Source organism: Bradyrhizobium sp. Ken51, from assembly GCF_055807435.1.
Map to the genome: position 1 here is coordinate 1 of NZ_JBVVPB010000053.1, position 22,423 is coordinate 22,423.

The 22,423-nt window shown below is 58.6% G+C and carries 13 protein-coding genes and 9 pseudogenes; 11 read left to right on the plus strand and 11 right to left on the minus strand.

The annotated features are described in order from the left end of the window. Window positions 1–247: 247 nt before the first annotated feature. From AC0L27_RS38795 to AC0L27_RS38805, 3 genes are all read left to right on the plus strand, one after another. Window positions 248–1,681: an NAD-dependent succinate-semialdehyde dehydrogenase gene (locus tag AC0L27_RS38795; RefSeq protein WP_473323161.1), complete on the plus strand. Its 1,434-nt coding sequence runs from the start codon at window positions 248–250 to the stop codon at window positions 1,679–1,681. Window positions 1,682–1,723: 42 nt separating this feature from the next. Then, on the plus strand, window positions 1,724–3,112 hold the full coding sequence (locus tag AC0L27_RS38800; RefSeq protein ID WP_473323163.1) for an aminotransferase-like domain-containing protein: 1,389 nt from the start codon (window positions 1,724–1,726) through the stop codon (window positions 3,110–3,112). Window positions 3,113–3,695: 583 nt separating this feature from the next. Next, window positions 3,696–5,051: a Glu/Leu/Phe/Val family dehydrogenase gene (locus tag AC0L27_RS38805; protein WP_473323192.1), complete on the plus strand. Its 1,356-nt coding sequence runs from the start codon at window positions 3,696–3,698 to the stop codon at window positions 5,049–5,051. A 711-nt stretch (window positions 5,052–5,762) separates the two neighbouring features. Here the strand turns inward: AC0L27_RS38805 and AC0L27_RS38810 are convergent. The 6 genes and pseudogenes from AC0L27_RS38810 to AC0L27_RS38835 all read right to left on the minus strand — a co-directional run. Further along, window positions 5,763–6,300 (minus strand): annotated as a pseudogene (locus AC0L27_RS38810) (M24 family metallopeptidase); the annotation flags it as partial. A 35-nt stretch (window positions 6,301–6,335) separates the two neighbouring features. After that, window positions 6,336–7,757: a M20 family metallopeptidase gene (locus AC0L27_RS38815; RefSeq protein WP_473323166.1), complete on the minus strand. Its 1,422-nt coding sequence runs from the start codon at window positions 7,755–7,757 to the stop codon at window positions 6,336–6,338. 315 nt (window positions 7,758–8,072) lie between these two features. Then, window positions 8,073–8,177: a hypothetical protein gene (locus AC0L27_RS38820; RefSeq protein ID WP_473323195.1), complete on the minus strand. Its 105-nt coding sequence runs from the start codon at window positions 8,175–8,177 to the stop codon at window positions 8,073–8,075. Further along, window positions 8,174–8,356, minus strand: a complete 183-nt coding sequence (locus AC0L27_RS38825; protein WP_473323170.1) for a hypothetical protein — start codon at window positions 8,354–8,356, stop codon at window positions 8,174–8,176. The genes AC0L27_RS38820 and AC0L27_RS38825 overlap by 4 nt, the downstream gene beginning before the upstream one ends. Window positions 8,357–8,787: 431 nt before the next feature. Then, window positions 8,788–9,186: pseudogene (locus AC0L27_RS38830) on the minus strand (MurR/RpiR family transcriptional regulator); the annotation flags it as partial. A gap of 530 nt (window positions 9,187–9,716) precedes the next feature. Next, window positions 9,717–10,731: pseudogene (locus AC0L27_RS38835) on the minus strand (IS110 family RNA-guided transposase). 361 nt (window positions 10,732–11,092) lie between these two features. Here AC0L27_RS38835 and AC0L27_RS38840 point away from each other — a divergent pair. Further along, on the plus strand, window positions 11,093–11,878 hold the full coding sequence (locus AC0L27_RS38840) for a cysteine hydrolase family protein (RefSeq protein WP_473323172.1): 786 nt from the start codon (window positions 11,093–11,095) through the stop codon (window positions 11,876–11,878). Window positions 11,879–11,980: 102 nt separating this feature from the next. Here AC0L27_RS38840 and AC0L27_RS38845 read toward each other — a convergent pair whose 3' ends face one another. Next, window positions 11,981–12,301 carry an AtuA-related protein gene (locus AC0L27_RS38845; RefSeq protein WP_473323174.1) on the minus strand — a complete coding sequence of 107 codons (321 nt, stop codon included), beginning with the start codon at window positions 12,299–12,301 and terminating at the stop codon, window positions 11,981–11,983. 236 nt (window positions 12,302–12,537) lie between these two features. On the opposite strand from AC0L27_RS38845, the pseudogene AC0L27_RS38850 reads away from it, so the two are divergent. Beyond that, window positions 12,538–12,726: pseudogene (locus AC0L27_RS38850) on the plus strand (transposase); the annotation flags it as partial. 89 nt (window positions 12,727–12,815) lie between these two features. Here the strand turns inward: AC0L27_RS38850 and AC0L27_RS38855 are convergent. The 4 genes and pseudogenes from AC0L27_RS38855 to AC0L27_RS38870 all read right to left on the minus strand — a co-directional run bounded on the left by AC0L27_RS38855 (window position 12,816) and on the right by AC0L27_RS38870 (window position 16,037). Beyond that, window positions 12,816–13,401, minus strand: a pseudogene (locus AC0L27_RS38855) (anthranilate synthase component II). Between the two features lie 65 nt (window positions 13,402–13,466). Next, on the minus strand, window positions 13,467–14,645 hold the full coding sequence (locus tag AC0L27_RS38860; RefSeq protein WP_473323197.1) for an anthranilate synthase component I family protein: 1,179 nt from the start codon (window positions 14,643–14,645) through the stop codon (window positions 13,467–13,469). Between the two features lie 265 nt (window positions 14,646–14,910). After that, window positions 14,911–15,270: a Dabb family protein gene (locus AC0L27_RS38865; RefSeq protein ID WP_473323177.1), complete on the minus strand. Its 360-nt coding sequence runs from the start codon at window positions 15,268–15,270 to the stop codon at window positions 14,911–14,913. Window positions 15,271–15,409: 139 nt separating this feature from the next. Beyond that, window positions 15,410–16,037: pseudogene (locus AC0L27_RS38870) on the minus strand (GntR family transcriptional regulator). Between the two features lie 201 nt (window positions 16,038–16,238). On the opposite strand from AC0L27_RS38870, the pseudogene bioB reads away from it, so the two are divergent. From bioB to panB, 6 genes and pseudogenes are all read left to right on the plus strand, one after another. Beyond that, window positions 16,239–17,233: pseudogene (bioB, locus tag AC0L27_RS38875) on the plus strand (biotin synthase BioB). Between the two features lie 51 nt (window positions 17,234–17,284). Continuing rightward, window positions 17,285–17,659: an aspartate 1-decarboxylase gene (panD, locus tag AC0L27_RS38880; protein WP_473323179.1), complete on the plus strand. Its 375-nt coding sequence runs from the start codon at window positions 17,285–17,287 to the stop codon at window positions 17,657–17,659. A gap of 63 nt (window positions 17,660–17,722) precedes the next feature. Continuing rightward, entirely contained in the window at window positions 17,723–18,877 is a 1,155-nt protein-coding gene (locus AC0L27_RS38885; protein WP_473323182.1) for an 8-amino-7-oxononanoate synthase, read from the plus strand. Beyond that, window positions 18,874–19,506, plus strand: a complete 633-nt coding sequence (bioD, locus tag AC0L27_RS38890; protein WP_473323184.1) for a dethiobiotin synthase — start codon at window positions 18,874–18,876, stop codon at window positions 19,504–19,506. Before AC0L27_RS38885 ends, bioD begins: the two co-directional genes overlap by 4 nt. Then, window positions 19,503–20,766 (plus strand): annotated as a pseudogene (locus AC0L27_RS38895) (adenosylmethionine--8-amino-7-oxononanoate transaminase). Before bioD ends, AC0L27_RS38895 begins: the two are co-directional and overlap by 4 nt. Before the next feature lie 806 nt (window positions 20,767–21,572). Then, window positions 21,573–22,421, plus strand: a pseudogene (gene panB, locus AC0L27_RS38900) (3-methyl-2-oxobutanoate hydroxymethyltransferase). Window positions 22,422–22,423 lie beyond the last annotated feature (2 nt).

Below are 22,423 nucleotides of genomic sequence, written 5' to 3' on the forward strand. Positions count from 1 at the left end.
GCTGGCAGACGAACAGAAAGCAGCAATCGCGAAAATCATCTCCGATGACGGTCTTACTCGCTGGGCCAAGGGTTGAGCCAACATGAGCTCAGAAATTACCATCAGAGAGATGAACTTCGATCGACGACCTCGTTGAGAGGGCTAGCACAAACATTTCGCATCGAACGGCCTCGATCAAAGAGCTCGGCCCAACCGAGCTCTCGTTCACAGGCGTCTGAACGCATCATATCCGTCTAAGGAATAGAATATGTATACCAAACTGGCCCTCCTCATCGATGGCGAATGGATCGAGGAAACCAATGCTGGAAGCGAGACCGTTCTCAACCCGGCTACGGAGCAGCCTCTGGGCAAGCTCCCGCACGTCGGCACGGTAGAACTCGACCGCGCGCTTTCTGCGGCAAGCCGGGCCTTCGAAGGGTGGAGCCGCACCTCACCCTATGAGCGCGGGCAGATCTTGCGCCGCGCGGCTGGCCTTATGCGCGAGCGTTTAGACCACATCGCCACGGTGCTGACCTTGGAGGAAGGTAAGACCCTGGCGGAAGCGAAAGGTGAGATCAACGCCGCGGCAGAGTTCTTTGACTGGTTTGCGGAAGAGGGGCGCCGCAGCTATGGGCGTGTCATCCCGGCGCGCCTGCCCGATATGCGCCAGACGGTCACGCAGGGGCCTGTCGGCCCCGTCGCGTGCTTCACGCCCTGGAACTTCCCAGCCGTAACGCCTGCCCGCAAAATCGCCCCCGCTCTTGCCGCCGGGTGCACTTGCATCATCAAGCCGGCGGAGGAAACGCCGGGTACAACGCTGGAGATGGCGCGGGCGCTCACCGACGCAGGACTACCAAAAGGCGTGCTGAACGTGGTTTTCGGCATACCGGCGAAGGTCTCCGAATATCTGCTGCGCTCTCCCATCATCCGCAAAATCTCGTTCACGGGATCGACACCAGTTGGACGTCGCCTCGCTCGGCTCGCAGGAGAGACCCTGACCCTCGCGACCATGGAGTTGGGCGGCCATGCACCGGTGATCGTCGCGAAAGACGCCGATGTGCAGCGCGCGGCGGAACTCTCGATGGCTATCAAACTACGCAACACTGGCCAGGTTTGCACTTCGCCGACACGGTTTTTCGTGGAACAGCCGGTTTACGAAGAGTACCTCGAACACGCTCGCGCTTTCGTGGAGAAGCAAGTTGTAGGTGACGGCCTGCAAGCGGGCACCACGGTGGGCCCCGTCGCCAACACGCGCCGTATCGCAGCCATGGACGACCTGATCTCCGACGCCTTGTCCCATTCGGCGCGCCTTGTGGTCGGAGGTGAACGACTGAAGGCGGCGGGTCTGATGTACAGGCCCACGATCCTGGCTGATATGCCCGACCAGGCGAGAGCCATGAGAGAGGAGCCGTTTGGCCCGCTTGCGCTGGTACAACCTGTTGATGACCTAGAACAGGCCATCGCACGGGCGAATGCATTGCCTTACGGTCTGGCCGGATATGCCTTCACCCGCTCTGCCGCGACTGCCAACCGCATAGCGGAGGAGATGGAGGTCGGCGTCATCGGCATCAACCAAATGGTGGTGACGATACCTGAAACGCCATTCGGCGGAATCGGCGACAGTGGCTGGGGCCGCGAGGGCGGCATCGAGGGTCTGGAATCCTACACTGTCAGAAAGTATGTGGGCCATCTTCATGTCTAACAGCCGATGGGACCGAAAGGAAAAGGAACAGGAACAGGGGACATGACCTTGGATGGACCAATTTCGGGCTGGCGACCTCGGCGGCTCGCCTCTGACGGTCCGCGTTACTTAGCCTTGGTCAATGCACTCGAGCAGGACATCGCCGATGGCCGGCTATCGGATGGCGATCGCCTGCCGCCGCACCGTGACCTGGCGCGGGAGCTTGGTCTTTCCGTCGGCACGGTGAGCAAAGCCTATCAAGAGGCCGAGCAACGCGGTATTGTCAGCGGCCATGTCGGGCAGGGTACCTTCGTTCGGCGCCGCTCCGCCTCCCAAGCCGAGCCGACGGTAAGACATGAACCCGTCAACCTGGCGCTGAACGTCCCCGTGGAGGGTGGGGAGAGGCAGATCTTGTCCGCCATGTTCACTGAGGTGGTCCGCGAGCCTAATCTTGCACCGTTGCTGCGCTACCATCCCCATGGAGGCATCTGGAAGCACCGTGAGATTATCGCTGCATCGCTTTCGGATAGCAGCTTCACGGTCAGACCGGCCCAGCTGTTTCTGTGCAATGGCGCTCAGCACGCCATCGACATCGCCGTCCGCCTGACGGTAAAGCCGGGCAATAGCGTCCTGGTCGACACCTTCACCTATTCGGGCTTCAAAGCGATCGCCGCTGCCGGTCACCTCAACTTGGTGCCCGTGGCGATGGACGAAGAGGGAATAGACCCGGAAGCACTGAAACAGGCGTGTCGCGCGTCTGGGGCACGAGTGCTGTATTGCATGCCGACCTTGCAGAGCCCCACTGCCCGCACGATGGGCCTTCCTCGCCGGCGGCGCCTTGCTGAACTGGCCGAGGAACTCGATCTCGCTATCATCGAGGATGACGTTTACAGCTTTTTCTTCTCCGAACGTCCGGAGCCAATCGCCTCGTTAGCGCCGAGCCGCACCTTCTACATCACGTCCTACTCCAAATGTCTTGCGCCAGCTTTCCGACTCGGCACGTTATCGGTCCCGGCAGAGCACGTTGCTCAAGCCGAGCTTCTCCTGCACGCCTCCGCCTGGTTTGTGGCTCCGATGCTAAGTGAGGTCGTGGTGCGGCTGATCGAGAGCGGGAAATTTGAGGAGCTTCTGCGTGAGCGACGTTTGCAAGCGCTTGAGCGTTACCGGGTCTTTCTGGATGTCTTCCCCAAAATCGCGAAACTTCAGTACGCGGCCTTCTACGGATGGTTGCCATTGCCGCAAGAGTGGTCCGCGGATCGTTTTGCCGCCGCGGCCCGAGGTCGCGGCATACTCGTAACCCCTCGCATCGCGTCAGCAGTTGGCGAGGAGGAGCCCGGCGCAATCCGGATCTGCCTTGGCGCGCCGAACGATCTCCAAGAACTCTCTGATGTCCTTCAGGCTCTGCGCGATATCCTGAGCCGCCACCCGGTAAACGTTGCGTCTGTCGCATAGCCGACGATCTCCGAGCCCTGTGTTACGGGCGAGATGTAGCAGGAATGGCTGAGCGCCCGGCATTCTCGTCGACCTGGCCACGCCCCCGATCGTGACTTTACCTGCGGCGATTAATCAATGACTACGGCCAACTCCCGAAAAGGCGACTTTTATCACCTCGTTGGCATTGTCGGGGCGGGGAGGCTTGGTTTAGCCTTTTGGCTCAGTGCTGGTCAGTTGCGCGAGATTGAGCCAGCTCTGTCCCACGACTACAAGAGTGAGATCTCGTTCACTTCACCTCAAGCGCTAGTGAACGGGCCCACGAATCGAGCGCAGCGCCTGGTGTCTGAATTCGGGCGGCGCGGGCTAAAGCTGTTAAATCCAGCAAAGGTGTAGTGCTGCGGACAAGTGACGAAGCCCCACCGCGAAGCAGTGATTATCAGTAGCTCGCGAGCATCTGCGAAGATCGCGAGTCGAATGCTTCAACAATCCTAGATGTAGAACGAACGATAGAGGCGATCGCCATGACCGCAAGGAGGAATGTATAATGCAGGCTAACTCTAATGGCTTTCTTGAGAGCGTCGACAAACATTTCAGGCATTCCATGACCTTTCTCGATCTACCCGAGGGTCTGGCGGAGCGGATCATTCAATGTAACTCGACCTACACGGTCCGCTTTGGCGTGAGACTGCGCGGCCGCATGTACAGCTTTATTGGCTGGCGATCAGTCCACAGCGAGCACTCTGAACCTGTAAAGGGTGGTATTCGCTACGCGCCGAACGCCGATGCCGAAGAGGTGGAGGCGCTTGCTGCACTCATGACGCTCAAATGCTCACTTGTCGATGTGCCGTTTGGCGGCTCGAAGGGAGCCCTCAAGATTGATCCGCGCGAATGGGCCCCACAGGAACTCGAGCGCATCACGCGCCGCTTCACCCAGGAACTCAATAAGCGCGGCCTGATCGGTCCTGGTGTCAACGTTCCGGCCCCGGACATCGGCACAAGCGAGCGGGAAATGGCCTGGATGATGGACGAATTCCGCCGCGCCAACCCGACCGATGTAGTCAACGCACGCGCCTGTGTAACGGGAAAGCCTTTGTCGAAAGGCGGTATTGCCGGTCGCACCGAGGCAACGGGCAGGGGCGTGCAGTTTGCGATCCAGAGCTATCTTCGCGATCCGCGCACCCGAGGTTTGAATGGTAGACGCGATCTCAAGGAGGCTTCTATTGTGGTCCAAGGGTTTGGCAATGTCGGCTATCACGCGGCTAAATTCCTGTCCGAGGAGGACGGGGCCCGGGTGATCGCGGTTGCGGAGAGGGATGGTTATGTTGCGAATCCAAAGGGGCTCTCCATTGAATTGCTGAAGCGTCATCAATTTCAAACGGGCAGCGTTCTGGGCTTTCCTGGCGCCACGTCTGCTGCTGACGACATGTCGGGAATCGAATTGGCCTGTGATGTTCTCATTCCTGCAGCAATGGAAAACGCCATTCACTCGAAAAACGCGGGCGACATAAGAGCGCATCTTGTGGCAGAAGCCGCCAATGGCCCTGTCACCTTCGAGGCTGACAAGATACTCCGTTCTCGAGGAATAACCATCCTACCGGATCTTTATGTGAATGCCGGCGGTGTGGTCGTCAGCTATTTCGAGTGGGTGAAGAACCTGACACACATCCCGTTCGGGTTAATGGAACGGCGGCGCCGAGAAAGGCGAAACCAGACGATCGCTACAGCGCTGGAACGGATGACTGGCAAGCAGTTTCCAGCCGACATGCGCGACGAGTTTCTTGAAGGAGGCGCGGAGATCGATCTCGTTCGATCCGGCCTTGAGGACGTCATGCGGAGCACCTGGGCACGCATTGCAAATCTGATGGAAGAACGGCCGGAGCTCGGCGACTACAGGACCGCCGCGTACGTCGCATCCATCCGGCAGATCGCCGAAGCATACGAAGCGATCGGGATCTGAGGAACGGAGAGAGTAGCAATCAAACGGAGCGATAGCGAGCCAGCTTCGTACAGGAAGGGCAAGGATGGCATGAGGTTCATTCGCGATCTAGTGCCGTGAGAGCCTGTTTGCTTTTTCCTGACGATGAAGCCGCAAGCATGACCTCAATAGGTTTAAGTGCGGCCTTCGCCTGAAAACTGAGTATCACCGGACTACCTGTCTGCATGCGGCTTGTCCGGCGAGAGCTCCTTGAGCAGCCATCTCCGCCGCGGACTGTCGTTGACGGCCCCGCATCAAGACGGAAGCCGTGAGCGCTCCAGCGCCGACAGAGCCATGATCTCCCGTTCGGGGGCGGGGGGCAATCTCCGTTCGTTTCTTTTCGGTAAGGAAGAGCTCAAGATGCTGATCAAAGTCCTGCTTTGACGCCGGTACAGACTTGAAGTGGCAAGCTTTCGCCAGTTGTCGACAGCTTACAAACTTCATGTTCAGATTGGTTGATGGAACGCGCTCACAAGTTCAGCGGGGAGCTTTCGCAGACACTAAACTTAGCAAGAAGGATTTGGACCCTTGGTCGCAAAAAAAACTTGCATCCACTGCATTCAAGCGCAGGATTCCTGCGGTTTGCTTCGTTTTTTGACAAATTCCTTACGGCGACTCGATACTCTCTTCCAAACAAAGAAGAACTAAGCTCGCCCGGAAGAGACGCAATCAGCGGAATGAAACCTAGGAGAGTCCGTGACGCGCGCCGGTGAACTCGAGGCTGATCTGCGAACCTTGCCGGGACGTCCTCTGTCCAGCGAATGTGACACGTGGAAGTTCGTGGTGTAGCGCACAGAAAGAAGCTCGCGGCATCGGTGCCGGGCTTGCCATTAGCGCCGCGGACCAGCGTTGCTATAATTTCGGCGGATGCATCGGCTTCGCGCACGCCCGGGCGAATAACGTCCTTCGCTTTGAGCATTCCGGCATCAGAAATCGCAGCGGCTTCGCGCATGATGGCAATTTTCAGGTCCGATTTCTCGCCGCGAATCCAGGTGACGACGTTCGTGCAATCGAGGAGTTTCGCGTCGGCCAACCGGGACTTGCATTTTTCGACGGCGAACGTCGGCAGGAGCTTCGCTTCAAGGCCTATCCCCTTGCGGCCGAGCCCCTTGTCCAAGATGACATCGATTATTGCGTCGTACCCGTCGCGGTCGGGATTGGCAATCAGCGCTTCCGGGTAGCCGATCACCTTGCTTCGATCGACGAACATCTGATGGAGTGCCGCTGGCGCACAATCGCACCCTCAAAGCCGACTAAAGGTGGACTTCATTTTGCCGCCATAGAGAGCGGGGGGGCGGCTTCTGGTCCTACGGGATTTTTGAACTCGTTGTCTTTACGGTACCTCTCAAGCGCTTCTTTTGCCGCGGCCAGGAGAGCGGGACCCGAAAGAACGTCGGCGGCCACGCCTGCCATAGCTTTTGCGGCGAAGGCGAGTCCTTTGTGAGCAGCGTTGGATTTGCCTTGCGCAACCAGCTGCCAGGAATGACCTGGCGTCCCGATAGCATAGCATGAGACTAAGCACTGCACTGTCGGGACGACCCAGCTCACTGTTCCTACGTCCGTGGAGCCCATTGAGTCGGTGCGGGAGCCGTCCGGCGGGTAGATTTGGCCGCTGAGAGGTTCTGAGCTCACTGGCAAACCATGCCGGCCATATGCCGAACGAATATCGTCCGGCGAGAGAGTGCTTTGGATGCGTCGGGCAAACTCCATATCAGAACTGTCGAAGTTGACTCCGCCCAGTTGCAGCAGGTTCGCATGCATGGCTTCTTCCAAGGGAGCGTTGGGAACCAAGTTCGCCTCGCCCGACAGTTGTTTGATCTCCACTCTGGTCTCGGTCATTAGCGCCGCGCCCTCGGCGATCTTCTTGACCCGCTCGATCAGACCCCACATTTCATTGAGCTTAAGTGCCCGAACGAGATGACGCACAACGGCACGCGGCTGCACTACGTTTGGCGCGATACCTCCACCATCCACGAGAGCGTAGTGGACGCGAGCCGAGGAGGGCATGTGCTCGCGCATATAATTCACCCCTACGCTCATGAGCTCCACGGCATCGAGCGCGCTTCGCCCAAGATGCGGCGCAACCGCGGCATGGGCGGCGCGACCATGAAACGTGAATTCCATTTCCACACACGCGAGCGAAGCCGCAGGCCACACGCCCGTAAAGGCTGAGGGATGCCAACAAATCGCAACGTCGACATCGTCGAACGCGCCAGCGCGAACCAAAAAGCTCTTGCCGGAGCCGCCCTCTTCCGCAGGGCAGCCATAGTAACGCACTCGCCCGGGCAGCCCGGCTTGAGCCAGCCAATCCTTTACCGCCACTGCAGCCAAGAGCGAGGCCGAGCCGAGCATATTGTGACCGCAGCCGTGCCCTGAACCGCCCGGAACGAGAGGCCGCTGTTCCGCTACACCTGCTTCCTGGCTCAAACCGGGCAGCGCGTCGTATTCACCAAGGATCGCGATAACAGGGCCCCCTTTACCCGCTTCACCCATCACCGCTGTTGGTATTCCGGCCAACGCTTCAGAGATCTTAAAGCCCTCGACGGCGAGCGTCTGGCGATGTTCGCTGAATGCGAAGAATTCCTGATAGTTCTCTTCGGGCTGCCCCCAAATCCGATCGCTCAAACCGAAAAATTTCGTTTTGTGAGATTCAACGCAGTCCCAAACCGGCTTCGTGTTCCTCAGCATTGGAATTCCTCGCCTAAGATCTGATCACTTACTCTTCGCATTCCGCCCATACACACGCCACCGAGATCCACATCGGGAACCCCGCATCGATCAGCCAGAGATGAAGCGACAGTACATGTTTTATTGCTACGCCCGCACTTCCCCGTAGACGCTCGTTGTGCGAGAATGGGCGATCTGCCGCGACAATCGTCGGCAAATGAGCTCTGCCTGAGACGGAATGCGGCGTTGAGAGTGCTTGACGTGCCGAAATCCATCACCGGAGTGAATATGCCGCTTTGCCGCGTTTGCACCCATTCCATGCTCTCCACACAACGTTCAAAACCCCGTAGAACCACAAGCCGAACCGCTGTTCTTTTTGGCAAAGAGCATCTCGATACGGCGTACCGCATTGCTTGCGATCGCCGACTCTCCCTGTTTCACCAAATCGATAAACTTCCGCCGGCGGTGGCTCCAGGAGGCTGCTTCAGGGAGTCGAGACGGCCGCCGATTTGCGCGCGGTTCTGCTTGGCGGCTTCAGGTGCCGCGATCGCGGCCGCGGTTTCCTGCTCGGCCTGGGTCTCTTCAATATCCTCGATGGCCGGCTCGAGCTGCTCGATCAAACGCGCGACAGATCGTTGCGCATGAGGTCGACGATCATCGTATTCTCGGCCTGTCGTTTCCGACGCTGACGAATTGGTAATTGCGAGAGTCCGCATGGCCGCCCAAAAACCGACGACAATGCGGGCTCGTGCCACTCCCTGATTTAGTCGGTAGCGAGTCGCTACAGCGCCGCCGTGAGAACACGCGGCTTATTTTTTGTTGATATGAGCTCTCAGAGCAACAGGACAGATATCGCTTCAGTCCTGTGTCCCTGTGACAGGTCGTGAACGAAGAAGCTGCGCTCAAATCCCGAAGCCGGGGTTCACTGCGCTTGGGAGGTTGTCGAAATGCGTCCTGCTCGGCCGCCGACCGCGCTCGACTCCGACAATGGGTCGCGACATCTCAGCTAGAGACTCCAGGTCCCGCTGATAGCGGCGAAAATCGAACAACACTAAAACATCTTGCCTGCGCATCGAGAGCAGCAAATGCGGCCACTGGTCCGTTTGAGGTGCACTGACGGGAAGGCTTCAATGTTGTCGCTGGCTCGTCCACCAACTAGAAAAGCGGCCCGAGTTGGATCCGCCAGGAGCGCCAAGACGCGATCGAATTGTTCCTGCGGAACGCCTTCACTCATTTCGAGTATGCGGTCTGCGGCACGCTGTGCATAGTCGGCCAGAAAGGCTTCGGAGCTACCGACTTTTTCAGTAGCCTTAAGCTGTAGCAGGGAGCTTCGGCTTTCTCGCAACTCCGCTATTAGCTGGCGTTGAAACCCCTGATAACCCGCAAAGCCTATCTTGCCGACGAAACGCGTGATCGACGACGCGCTCACGCCTGTGCGCTCGGCCAGTTCCTCAAGGGCCGGTGCAGGACGAACTCATACGGCGAAAGCAGCGCCATTTTCTTTTTGAGCTGCCGCAACGCTGCTACGGTTGGTGGGCGGGAGAAGTGTACTTGATGCCGGTTCTTGCTTCCTTAAGCTGAGACAGTACGATTTCTGCACCTATCGCCACCGTCCAAGAGGTGCAACTGAAAGCAAGCACATCAAGGCGTCCGGCGGGCGGAAGCGTGTCGGCAATATCAGGAAAGAGGTCGGCATCGAGAATGCACCACCGCTGTACTCATCTGTGGACGCCCCGCGAGATGCAAGCGATTTTTGAAGAAGATCGGCACGTAGTCGGATGCTGCCATCTGTCCGGCCTCTGATGGTCCAGCGATGAAGCTGCGGGCCCGTATGGGAGTTCGCAGACCGGAATCAAATCAGAAACGCGTGCTCGGTAGGCGCGATGAGTACACCTGGTTCTTCCGGTCTCGTCTCGCCGACTGTTGCGCCATACTCTCCTTCGACCGACTACATCTCTGACGACCTCAGGTCGGCCAGGATCACGCCTTGGCTGCGACCGGAGCCCTGTAATTCTCCTGCTTGATAAGTAGCGCCCAGACGATCCGCGCCATCTTGTTGGCGAGCGCGACCGTTACCAGCATGCGGTTTGCGAGCCAGCACCTGTTCGAGCCACGATCCTCTTGGCGCACCGCGTTTGCTCGCCTGTTGCACGACCGCGCTGCTGCCGATGATGAGAAGGCGCCTGAGCGGGCGTTCGCCCATCTTGGATGTCGCACCGAGCTTCTGCTTGCCGCCTGTCGATCTTTGAAGAGGCGTGAGACCGAGCCATGCCGCGAAGTCACGGCCTTTGGCAAAGGTCTCGGCCGGCGGTGCTAGAGCGGCGATCGCGGCGGCGGAGATTGGGCCGATGCCGGGAACGGTCATTAACCGGCGCGATACCTCATCCTCGCGAGCACGTCGCGCGATCTCCTGGTCGAGATCCGCGATCTTGCCATTGAGGTCGGTCAGCAGGTCCAACATCAATCGGAACATGGCGTGGGCCGCTTTGGGAAGCGAGCTGGCCATCTCTTCCTCCTCGATCAGATCGATAAGCATCGCCACGTGCGATGGCCCCTTAGGTGCGACCCAACCATATTCAGTGAGATGTCCCCGGATCGCGTTAATGAGCTGCGTTCGCTGCCGCACTAACAGGTCACGGGTCCGAAACACCAGACCCGCCGCCTGTTGCTGCTCGCTCTTCACGGCCAGGAACCGCATGCTCGGCCGCTGCGCTGCTTCGCAGATCGCCTCGGCGTCGATCGCGTCGTCCTTTTGCCGCTTCACAAACGGCTTTACATAGGCGGGAGGGATCAGCCGAACTTCGTGGCCAAGCCGAGTGAGCTGACGGGCTCAGTGATGGGCTCCGCCACATGCCTCCAGCGCTGCTGCGAAGAAATCCAGCAGCTTTCCTCGGCTGATCCGTTTGCTGAATATAGCTCGCCCTTTCCCGTCTGCTCCATGAGCGTGGAAAACCTGCTTGGCGATGTCCAGACCGATTATGCTAACCTCCGACACGGACGCCTCCCTTGAGTGGTGCTAAACACCTCCACTTTGGCACATCGATGCCGTCGGCGGGGCGTCCACCCCATCATACGCGGTCCTGCGAAACGCCGATATCCCTCTGTCGGGCAGGTGTTCAGCTTCTTCCAGCATTGAAAAGGCCGTGGTGGATCATCGCGAGCTCTCAAAACGTCAATCAGGCGCGTTAATTGGTGCGGCCAGATAGCGCGGAGACCCGGAGCACCAGGTCCGGGAGATCCATGGCCAATCAGACGAACTGCCCAAGGGCGCTGCATCGACCGAGAGGCTCGAAGCTTGATCTCGTCGTATTCTCGCCATCAAGCACAGGAATTCAGCGATAGGAGATCGCATATTGATGAAATTCGGCCTTGAGGAGACCGCAATATATTTGAGCTACACCCATCTCATCGGTCGCTGTGCCGACTTCCCAACGAAACAAAAGTCAGTTGCGAGATGTGTTTCCCGCTTCCAAAATCAACCAACGGAAGACGAAATGGAACTCACCGGCGAAGCAATCTGGTCTGCAATCCGCATCGAGCCAAAAAAAACCGCCGTCTTGGTGGTCGATCTGCAGAACGCCGAAGTTTCCGAGGAAGTGCAGCTCAAATATCCGGATTACGTCGATCGAATCAGGCGTCTCGTAGTGCCCAACGTACAGCGGCTACTCGATGCCGCCCGTACCAACGGTGTCGAGGTGATCTATGCGACCATCGAAAGCCTAACCCAAGATGGGCGTGATCGTTCGGTTCTGCACAAGTTGGCGAATCTTCATGTGCCCAAGGGCTCATGGGGTGCGAAGGTGCTCACCGAGATCGCTCCGGTGGGCGACGAAATCGCTCTTCCAAAGACCGGCTCGGGTGTGTTCAACACGACCGTTCTCGAATATGTGCTTCGAAATATCGGGATTGAGGCCGTCATCGTGGTTGGCGTTCTCACCGACCAGTGCATCGATATGGCCTTGCGAGACGGCGCAGACCGCGGCTTCTTGATGATCTGCGCAAGTGATGCATGTACGTCGTATACGGAAAGCCGACACGAAAATGCGCTCCGTGCGCAGTATCGGCCGGTAAAGATCGCAACAACAGCAGATCTCGTGCTGGAGCTGACAGGTAAGGCGACCAGCACCAGCACCAACAGCTAAAGCAGGACCGAAGATCTCAGCTGGTCGCAACACGCCGATCCCGTCAGCGATGAACATTGACGCCCTTAGTCCGTTGAGCCCTCGAAGCGCGCGCGGAACTGCCTACGGGTCCTTCGACCAATCCGGCTCGGCAATCTGGTTAAGCAACGAGCTGACCGACTTGCCGTGCGCGTCCAGCGCGAGTGAGCGCGTCACACCCCCGCCGAGTGCACCGCCGAGGACGAAATTTAGCGCGGCGTGCTTCGGCAATTCGTAACGTGTCACGCGGCCATGCACCACGTCGCCGAGCCATACCCCCACGCGTTCTGACGTCAGTCCGGCGCACAAATGGGCATAGTGGTTCGGGTCGTGACAGATGAACGACACGTTCAGCGTGTTGCCCTTGTAGCCGGTCCGCGAATGGGCGATCTCGCGAAGCTTCATATCAGGTCTCCACGAAGGTGAATGTGGGTTGGAGAGTTCTGCGGCAGCAGCACGGACTGCACGGCGAGCACAGATTTTGTCCCGCCGCCGCCGCCGGCCGGCCCATTAGTGTAAAGCGTCTCGACTTCGTTGCCGATACGCTCCTACCTTGCAGTTTTGCTCACGGTCAAACAAGTTGGACGATGAGCCCCACGAACAGATCAATCTATAGCGTCACGAGCGCGTTCGAGAAGTTGGGGATCAGTGCAAGCCAATCGGAGCTGATCGCCATTAGCGTCGACTGGGAAGGCCGGCGTCAGGTGCTCGCGACCGAGCTTGCCAATCGCGAGAGCCGGTCGAGCTGGAAGAATTGTTTGGAGACCCTGAATATCCGCGGCTTGGATGCTGTCGAGTTCGTCATCTATGACGATTACCCTGGGCTGAAGTAGGCGATCAATAAGCGTCTCAGACGCGCAGAAGCGAACGATTAGCTTCCGTGAACTTGAGTAGCCGCATCTGCGATTCCCAATCTCCCTCAGAAGGTGAAGGTCTCGGAGAGCCGCAAGAAGTTCGTAAGCAATACGTCCCCTTGTCGAGTCAGTATCGATTCCGGATGGAACTGCACGCCATAGGTTGGTTGATAGCGATGTGCGAGGGCCATGACCTCGCCTTCCTCCGAACGCGCTGTCACCGTGAGATGCGACGCGCATGACTCATCGATCTCGACAACGAGAGAATGGTAGCGCCCGACGCGAAGTGGGGACGGGAGGTCCTTGAATAGCCCTCGGCTATCATGAGTTACGTAGGAGGATCGACCATGCATAGGGCGACGTGCACGCGCCACTTGACCGCCGAAAACGCTCCCAATGCACTGGTGACCGAGGCAGATGCCTAGAATAGGGACTTGACCCGAAAGTTCGCGGACGACGGCGGTGGATATTCCGGCCTCAGCTGGACTACAGGGACCGGGCGAGATAACTACTGCCGCGCGGCTTGAGGCCAACCAGATCGCTAACGCCGACCACGTTGTTCCGGATCACTTCTGCTGCTTCACCAAGCTTGCGGAAATAGCGGGCAATGTTGAAGACGAAGGAGTCGTAGTTGTCGATGATGACAATCAAGATGCACCGGATGTTTCAACACGAAATGCATCAAAGATTCGCTGTGCCTTTGCGAGCGTCTCTTCCTATTCTGCCTCTGGATCCGACATCGCCGTTACACCGCCACCCGCATGAAACACGGCTAGGTCGTCGTCGATCGTGACAGTGCGGATCGCGACATTCGTGTCCATGTGCCCGTTGAAGCTGATAAAGCCAATCGCCCCGCAATAGACCTCTCGCGCCGCCCGCTCGTTTTCTGCGATAATTTCCATCGATCGCAGCTTTGGCGCCCCTGTAATCGAGCCTTCGGGAAAGCAAGCTCGAAGCAGGGTAATAGCGTCCTGGTCGTCTGCAAGTTCACCCGTAACGATCGATACGAGGTGGTGCACTGAGGCGTAGCATTCGAGGCCGCACAGCACTGGAACGTCGATCGAATGTGGAGTGCAAACGCCCGACAGATCGTTGCGCATGAGGTCGACGATCATAGTATTCTCGGCACGGTCCTTTTCGGACGCGACTAGGAGTTCAGCGCGGCGTTGGTCTTCCATGGAATCCGCGGAACGCGCGATCGTGCCTTTAATGGGCCGCGTTTCGACCTGTCGTCCCTCGAGCCTCAGGAATCGTTCCGGCGAGCTCGATGCGATGGTGAGCTTGCCGTAGCGCAGGAGGGCTGCAAAGGGTGCCGGGTTCAATGACCGCAGATGGCAGTAGAAGGCAAGAGGATCAAATGAGGTCGATAGGCGGGCGCTGAAGCGCTGCGCAATGTTGGCCTGGAAGACCTCTCCAGCCAGAATCAAGTCGACGACGCGCTGTATCGCCGCAATGTAGCTCTCACGGCTGAAGCTCGAATGCCATGCGGCAGCTCGGCCGGTGGACTCGTTCCCCGACGTCTTTGGGCCCGCAAGTAATGCTGCTGCAAACTCGTCGGCTCGACGGCGTGCGCGCTCGACTCGACGTGCGGGATCCTGCTTCGGCCATCCGGTAGAAACGACCCAGCATCTATCGTCATGGTGGTCGTAGCCGATGACCACGTCATAGAAATGGAGGATGGATTGGGACAAACGCTGACCGGGAAGCGTCGGCGCCGACAATCGCTTCAGAGTTCTGGTCAGATCGTAAGCGAGGAAGCCGGCCGCGCCTCCCTGGAACGGCGGGAAGATCAGGACGATGCTCTTGCGGATACTTGGCGAGCAGGCTGCGAGGACTTCCCATGGATCGCCCTCGAGAGCCTCTCCGTTGCAACTCGCTTGTCCGTCCGCGACGATCTAGGTGCTGAACGGGTCGCAGGTCAGATATGAGTAGCGCCCGAGCAACTCATGCCTTGCCGCGCTATCGAAAAACGTGAGGTGTGCTCGATGCGCGAGACATCGAGCGCCGTGACCGGCTCAATCCACTGCAGCTCGCGGACGTGCATGGGACTGTCAGTCACCAACGACTGCCGTGTTGTGAGGCGTGCTCCGATTGTGATTCCGACCCCAACGAGAGCGACGCTCGTCTGGGACCCGCAAGCTCTTGAAATCGATTGTCAGGTTAACCCCCGCCCGTGGACACGGTGCGCCGAGTAACTTGGCTCTTCGCTGCCGTTGAGGCCAAACGCGCATCTGTTGATACATTGTAGTCCGCCGCGAACCGTAGCTCCCAGAGCGGTCGTACCCGCCTGATCGATTCCTGGTACAGATCATGCGCCTTGTAAGCTGCGAGTTCCATCTCGTTGTCGAACTCACCGTAGACCACAACGTCGACATCGTTGCCGAACTGGTCGGACTTGCGATTGCGAGCAACCTCGAGCCGGTTTGCAAGTGGGATTGTGGTGAGTACCCTTTGGCCTTCGATGATTTGGTCGATATGGGCGTTATCCTTGGCGGTGAACAAGACGATGTGACGAATCATGGACAGCCATTAGTGATTTCGGAAGTAGGTCGCATAACTAGCTTAGGATCGAGGCCGCCGCAACGCTCGCCAAGCGGTAGTTTGACGCCCTTGCGATGGTCTGCGGTTTTCAACGAAGCTCATCCGATCTTATTTGTGCTCAGGAAGCGGGAAGGGCAAGGCGCTCAATCGTTTGAATGTGGCGTGCCAGCAGGTTACAGGCTTGATCAACGTTGCGCGCTCGAAGTGCCTGCAGAATCAGGCGGTGATCCTGGTTGGACCGTGGTCGCCAGCCGACACTTCGCGCCATAGCGAACACTAATCGTGAATTTGCGAGTTGTAGTCCGTCCAGGCTCGCGAGTAGGCGCGGCATCGCGCTGGGCGCCACGCATGGTGAAAGGCGGGGTTGCTCGTCTCAAACTCCTGAATGGTCAGGGCATTGTCTGCTTCAATCAGGGCGAGCTCAATCCGTGCCAATGAGCCGATGTGAGTTTTGGCGCTGCGTTGCGCAACGCGACCACTTCGAGCGCAGCACGCATCTCGGCGATCTCCTTCACTGAATTGGTGTCGAGCGGGGCAACCCGCACACCGCGACGGGGCACAGTGACGACAAGATGTCGGGCCTCCAGTTGCAAAAAAGCCTCGCGCACCGGGACGTGATTGGAATTGAATTCCCGCGCGACGTGATCCTGCCGGAGTGGGGTGTCCGCCTGCAGCGCGCCGCTGACGATGCGCTCACCGATTAACTCCGCGATGCGCACCGCAACCGTCGTGTTCTCGTCAGTCATCATAGATTATCTATCATTGCGCCTCCGTCGATGATCGGCATAAGCCCGCTCGTTTTGCAGAATTTCTGCAGTCCCTGCATACTTTCGCGGTCTTTGGTCGTCGGCATACGGGTATGTTTCATGTCGAAAAAGCAAAGCAGGCAACGGGCGGCCACATTATAGTAATAGCCAAGATTATCTATTGTAAGGAAGGCGAGACTTATGGTTGCTGCCATGGGAGTGGAACGGAATAACAGGGGCAACAGCGCGCCGGTCCGACGTGACTGGCAGCGCGCCGAGGCCGAAGTGCTCTATGGCCTGCGGTTTGCCGAGCTGATGTTTCAGGCGCAGAGCATTCATCGCAAGAACTTCGATCCAAACCGCGTCGAAATAGCAAGCCCGTTTAGCATCAAGACCGGCGGCTGTCCGGAAGACTGCGGCTATTGCTCGCAGAGCGCGCATTACGACACCGGCTGAAAGCGATACGATTGATGGATCGCGCCGATGTGGTCGCCGCCGCGCAAGCCGCCATGGACGCCGGCGCGAGCCGCTTCTGCATGGCCGCGGCGTGGCGCAGTCCAAAGGACCGCGATCTCGATCAGGTCTGTTACATGGTCAGCGCGGTCAAAGATCTTGGCATGGAAACCTGCGTCACACTCGGCATGCTGACGCCGAAGCAGGCCGCACGGCTCTCCGAGACCGGGCTCGACTTCTACAATCACAACGTCGATACCTCGCCCGAGTTCTACGACAAGATCATCACCACCCGCACCCTGCAAGATCGCATCGACACACTGGCACACGTGCGCGACGCCCGCATCAAGGTCTGTTGTGGCGGTATCGTCGGCATGGGTGAGCGCGTGGAGGACCGGCTCGGCATGCTCGTGCTACTCGCCAATCTTCCCAGTCATCCGGAAAGCGTGCCAATCAACCTGTGGAACGAGATCAAGGGCGTGCCGGTCAATGACACCGCGGAGCGTCCCGATCCGATCGCATTGGTGCGCCTGGTCGCGACGAGCCGGATCATGATGCCGAAGAGCGTCGTGCGGTTGTCCGCTGGACGGCAGTATATGACCGATGAACTGCAGGCGCTGTGCTTTTTGGCCGGCGCGAATTCAATCGTCATCGGCGATGTGCTTTTGACCACCAAAAACCCGCAGCGCGCCCGTGACGCGAATTTGTTGGACCGGCTCGGCGTCACGTCCGGGCTTGCCTGATTGAAGAAGCTCCACGAGCGCGCTGTGCGCAAACTCGGGTTTAGGCGATAAATGCAAATTACCTTGATGAAAGGCAAAATCCTTCGCGCCTCGGTGACTGAAGCCGATCTGCACAGTGATGGCTCGATTTCGATTGATCGTGGGCTGCTGGATGCGGCAGGTTTCCTGATCAACGAGCGCGTCGAAGTCTACAACATCGAAACCGGAGCGTGCTTCAGAACCTATGTGATCGAAGCGCCCCGGGCGTCGGGCGCCATAGACTTGAACGGCGCGGCTGCGCGACTCGCGATGCCCGGAGATAAAATTATAATCGTTGCATATGCCTCCTTTGATGAGGCGGAAGCAAAAACGCTCAGCCCAAGCGTTGTGGTAGTTGATCGCGAAAATCGCATCTTGTCAGGTGCTAAGCCAAGAGGCCGATGCTGAAGCTTGTGCTCCTCTCTACGATCGGAACCTTCGCGAGATCGACCGCTACTGTGCGAGTGAAGAATGCATTCAATCCACGGGGTCATAGTGGGTGACTATGTCGCTGCCTTGCATGCCTTGAAGGAAGACAACCGGCTGCGTCACCTCGAGCTGCGTGCAGGGATCGATTTTGCATCGAACGATTATCTGGCGCTGGCGAGCGCGCCGCGTATCGAGAAGGCTGTTTACGCCGCGCTCGAAGCCGGCACACCGATCGGAGCTGGCGGGTCGCGGCTTTTGCGCGGCAACTGCGACGAACACGAAACTCTCGAAACAGAAGCGGCTCAGTTCTTTGGGGCTGAGACGGCGCTATTCTTTGGTGGCGGTTATGTCGCAAATTTTGCCGTCCTGACAACGCTGCCGCAGCGGGGCGATCTGCTTGTTCTCGACTCTCTGGTGCACGCGAGTATTCATGAAGGCGCGCGCGCTGGCCGTGCCGAGTTTCGGATAAGCGCCCATAATGATCCCCAATCGATCGAAGACACAATTCGTGACTGGCGGGCCGAGGGCGGAACGGGCCGCGTCTGGATCGTGGTCGAAAGTCTCTACAGCGTGGATGGCGATTTCGCACCACTCGAAGACCTGGTCGCGATCGCGGACCGGTACGACGCGTTGTTGATGGTGGATGAGGCTCATGCCACGGGCGTTTACGGCGAGCGGGGACGGGGGCTCACCGCCCCCTATGAAGGGCGGGAAAATCTCCTGGTCGTTCAAACCTGCGGCAAGGCGCTGGGTGCAGCTGGTGCGCTTGTCACTACCTCCGGCGTGCTGCGCGGCTTCATGATCAATCGCTGCCGTCCCTTCATCTTCGCCACGGCACCCTCACCGCTGATGGCTGTTGCCGTGCGGGAGGCGCTCTTCATCCTGCAACATGAACCTGAGCGGCAGCAGCGTCTGGCCAAGCTGGTCGCGTTCACGCATCGGGAGTTGGGTTTGCGCGGTTGGCGAAGTCCTTCGGTCTCGCAGATCGTGCCGTATATCGTTGGCGACAACGCACGTGCGATGCGACTTTCCTCTGCATTGCAGGCTCGCGGGTTCGATATCCGCGGAATCCGGCCGCCAACCGTGCCGGCGGGCACGGCCCGTTTGCGAATTTCGCTGACACTTAACATCGTGGAGGTTGACGTGCGTGCAATGCTCGATGCTCTGAGAGAGGAGACAAGAGGTGAAACTCGATGAGGCAGCGGATCGTGGTGACAGGGACAGATACGGGAATCGGGAAGACGGTGTTTTCCGCGGGACTCGCCGATCTCCTCGGCGCGAACTATTGGAAACCGATTCAGGCCGGCTTTGAAGGAGAGACTGATGCCGAGCTCGTCGCACGGCTGGGCAGTCTCTCGCCCGATCGCATCGTGCCGGAGCGTTATCGCCTTCAAACGCCCGTTTCGCCCCATCATTCCGCTGAAATTGATGGAATCTGCATTGAGCCAGATTTGCTCGATGTGCCGGACACCAGGGAGCGACCGTTGGTGATTGAGGGCGCTGGCGGCTTGATGGTCCCGCTGAGGGGCGATACACTCTACATTGATGTCTTCGAGCGATGGCGGCTTCCGGTCGTGCTTTGCGCGAGCACGGCACTGGGCACCATCAATCATTCGCTGCTGTCGATAGAGGCTCTGCGCAAGCGGCAGATCCCTATTCTTGGCATTGCCTTCATTGGGGAACCAAATGCTGAGACCCAGATCGCAATTCGGGAGATTGGGCGGGCGCGTTGGTTAGGGCGATTGCCCTGGCTGTCTCCCCTCGCAGCAGACACGCTGCAGGCCGCCTTTAGAAGCTCCTTCCGCGCCGATCAATTCAAGCAATGAGGACGAAGCCGAAGTCGCCGATCTGGCATCCGTTCACACAACACGCTCTCCAAGAGGAGATGACAAAAGTTATACGTGGAAATGGCGCCTATGTCCACACCGCTGATGGTCGTCGAATTATCGATGCTATATCATCTTGGTGGGTGGTGACCCACTGCCATGCCATCCACATATCGTGAGCGCCATCCAGGAACAGGCAGGCAAGCTCAACCAGATCATCATCGCAGGCTTCACCCACGAACCGGCGGAGGAGATTGCTGCGCAACTCTTGAAGCTCGCACCCGATGGACTCGAGCATGTCTTCTTTTCTGACAGTGGCTCGGCCAGTGTGGAAGTCGCGCTAAAGATGGCGCTCGGCTACTGGCACAAAATCGGGAAGAAGCGGACGCGCATCGTCGTGATGCAACATTCCTATCATGGCGATACGATAGGGGCGATGTCGGTTGGCGCCCGTGGTGTGTTCAACGCGGCGTACAGGCCCTGCTGTTCGATGTTACGTCAATCCCGTTCCCGGCGAGAGGTCATGAACAAGCGACGCTCGATGCGCTCGAATCTGTATGTCGCAACGAAGTTCCGGCAGCCTTTGTTGTGGAGCCTCTGATATTGGGGGCGGGCGGGATGCTGATGTACCCAGCCTGGGTGCTAAGAGAGATGAGGCGGATCTGCGAGGCCTCGGATGTCCTGTTCATTGCCGACGAGGTCATGACAGGCTGGGATCGCACCGGAACACTATTCGCCTGCGAGCAAGCTAACGTCACCCCCGATTTCGCTTGCTATTCGAGGGGCCTCACGGGAGGGGCGCTTCCACTCGCGGTGACACTCTGTCGCGCGGATATTTTCGGCGCGCACTATTCGAAAGATCGGACGCGTACGTTCTTTCATTCGAGTTCATATACGGCAAATCCAGTGGCATGCGCCGCCGCAAAGGCCAACCTGGATCTCTGGCAAGATCCGGAATCTCGCCAACGTGTGGCGTCGGTCGCCACGATGCAAGAGCAGGCAATTGAGCCATTCCGCGCCGACCCCCGCTTTGCAAACGTTCGTCGGACCGGCACGATCACAGCGCTCGATCTGAAAACGAAGGATGCAGGCTATCTCGCGGGCATCGGTCCGAAGCTTCAGGCTTTCTTTAAAGACCGAAATCTGCTGCTGCGCCCGCTCGGCAAATACGATCTATGTAATGCCACCATATTGCGTCACAGGGGCAGATTTGATGAAATCTACGTCGGCATCAGAGATGCCGCCGATGGGCTAGCTTAAGGCGGGCTTGGCGCGTTTAGCGAGCGGGAACCCCAAGGTTCGCCCGTCGGGTTTCGGATTGCCGTCCTTTAACCGCGTAAAGGCAAGGAGATGGCACTGATAGCTAAAGATCAGTTGCTGTACGCACCTCTAGTTGAATTCCGTCGAGGAAAGCCCGCCCGCACGCGGCATTTAAGCGTCAACGCGCGACTCATTGCATTAATCAAGATGGAAATATCGTTACAGTCAAACAATTAAGACTTGGCCGGCGAAGCACCCCGATGGAGCGTGCCGCTTCGCCAAGGAGGCGCAATTCAGAGCTCAAACGTTTGCGCGCCCGGTGTCCGCACATGCCGCGAGACTAGGCATTGCCAGCGTCGCACTTCACGTGCGGGCATGGTGCTGCAGCGAAGAAAGGGGGGCTATCCACCTAATGCCGACAGGAGGCGAGGAATGCGCAACAGCTCTCATAGTTCGCACGGCGGTTCAGTAACGTGCTGCGCGATATGCGGTGAAAGGGGCGGCCTCGATGTCATGGATCAACACAACCGCACATGCCGTCGAGCCGTCCGCGGCTGAGCGACCCCTCGGCTTAAGCTGGGCTGAGTCGCGCGGTGTGCGCCAGCGTGACCCAAAGCCGCTCCGCATGAGGAAAGAACGGCTGAGAAGTTCTTATTCGATGATCGCGCGCTCATTAGAGGGTTTGATGCGTCTGTCCATGGCCCTGGAGAGGTAAATTCCTTTTTTCCCCTCCCGATTGACAGCTTCCTTTCGCCTTCCCAGGGAAGCGCCGACTCCCAAGCATGCGGGGTGGATCGGGATCTAAGATGTGCCAGATTTCAGAGCCGCCTGTTGAACGCGTCACGATTCCAGTCCTGCAGCGATGGAAGGAGGAGGGCCGTCGTATCGCGATGACGACCGCTTACGACGCGGCGACAGCGGCGCATCGCCGACCCGATAGTGGACGTCGTCCTTGTCGGGGATAGCGTCGGCAACGTCTGCCTTGGATTCGATGATACGTTGCCGGTCAGCATGGCGATGATGAACCATCACCTCGAAGCGTTGTACGCACAAAGCCTCGTGCCTTGCTCGTGGCGGATATGCCCTTTCTTAGCTTCCATCTCAGTCCAGCGGAGACGATTCGTAATGCCGGAGGCTTCCTGCAGCGTGGCGCCGACGCTGTCAAACTCGAGGGGGGTGCCAAGCGTATCGAAATAGTGCGCGTCCTGATCGATTGTGAAATTCCTGTGATGGGCCATCTCGGCCTGACTCCGCAGAGTGTCAATGTCATTGGTGGGTTCAGGGTGCAGGGCCCCAAGGCCGATGATGTCTTGCGCCTGCTCGATGACGCCCACCGTCTACAGGAGGCCGGCTGTTTCGCTCTCCTCCTTGAGGGTATTCCGGTTGAGCTCGCGGCGCGAGCACCGACCCTTGGAATCGGTGCGGGTCCCGGTTGCTCTGGCCAAGTGCTCGTCTTTCACGATTTGCTGGGATTGACTGAAGGTCATCGCCCCAAATTTGTTCGTGCCTATGCCAATGGTTTCCAGTTGTTACAAGAGGCCCTGTCGCGTTGGGCGGCCGATGTCCGCAACGGTGCATTCCCATCGCAGGAGTCCTATCGGCTTCAAGGCCTTCGCGACACGGTCGCGAACTGGACACCCTCCAATCCAACCTGATG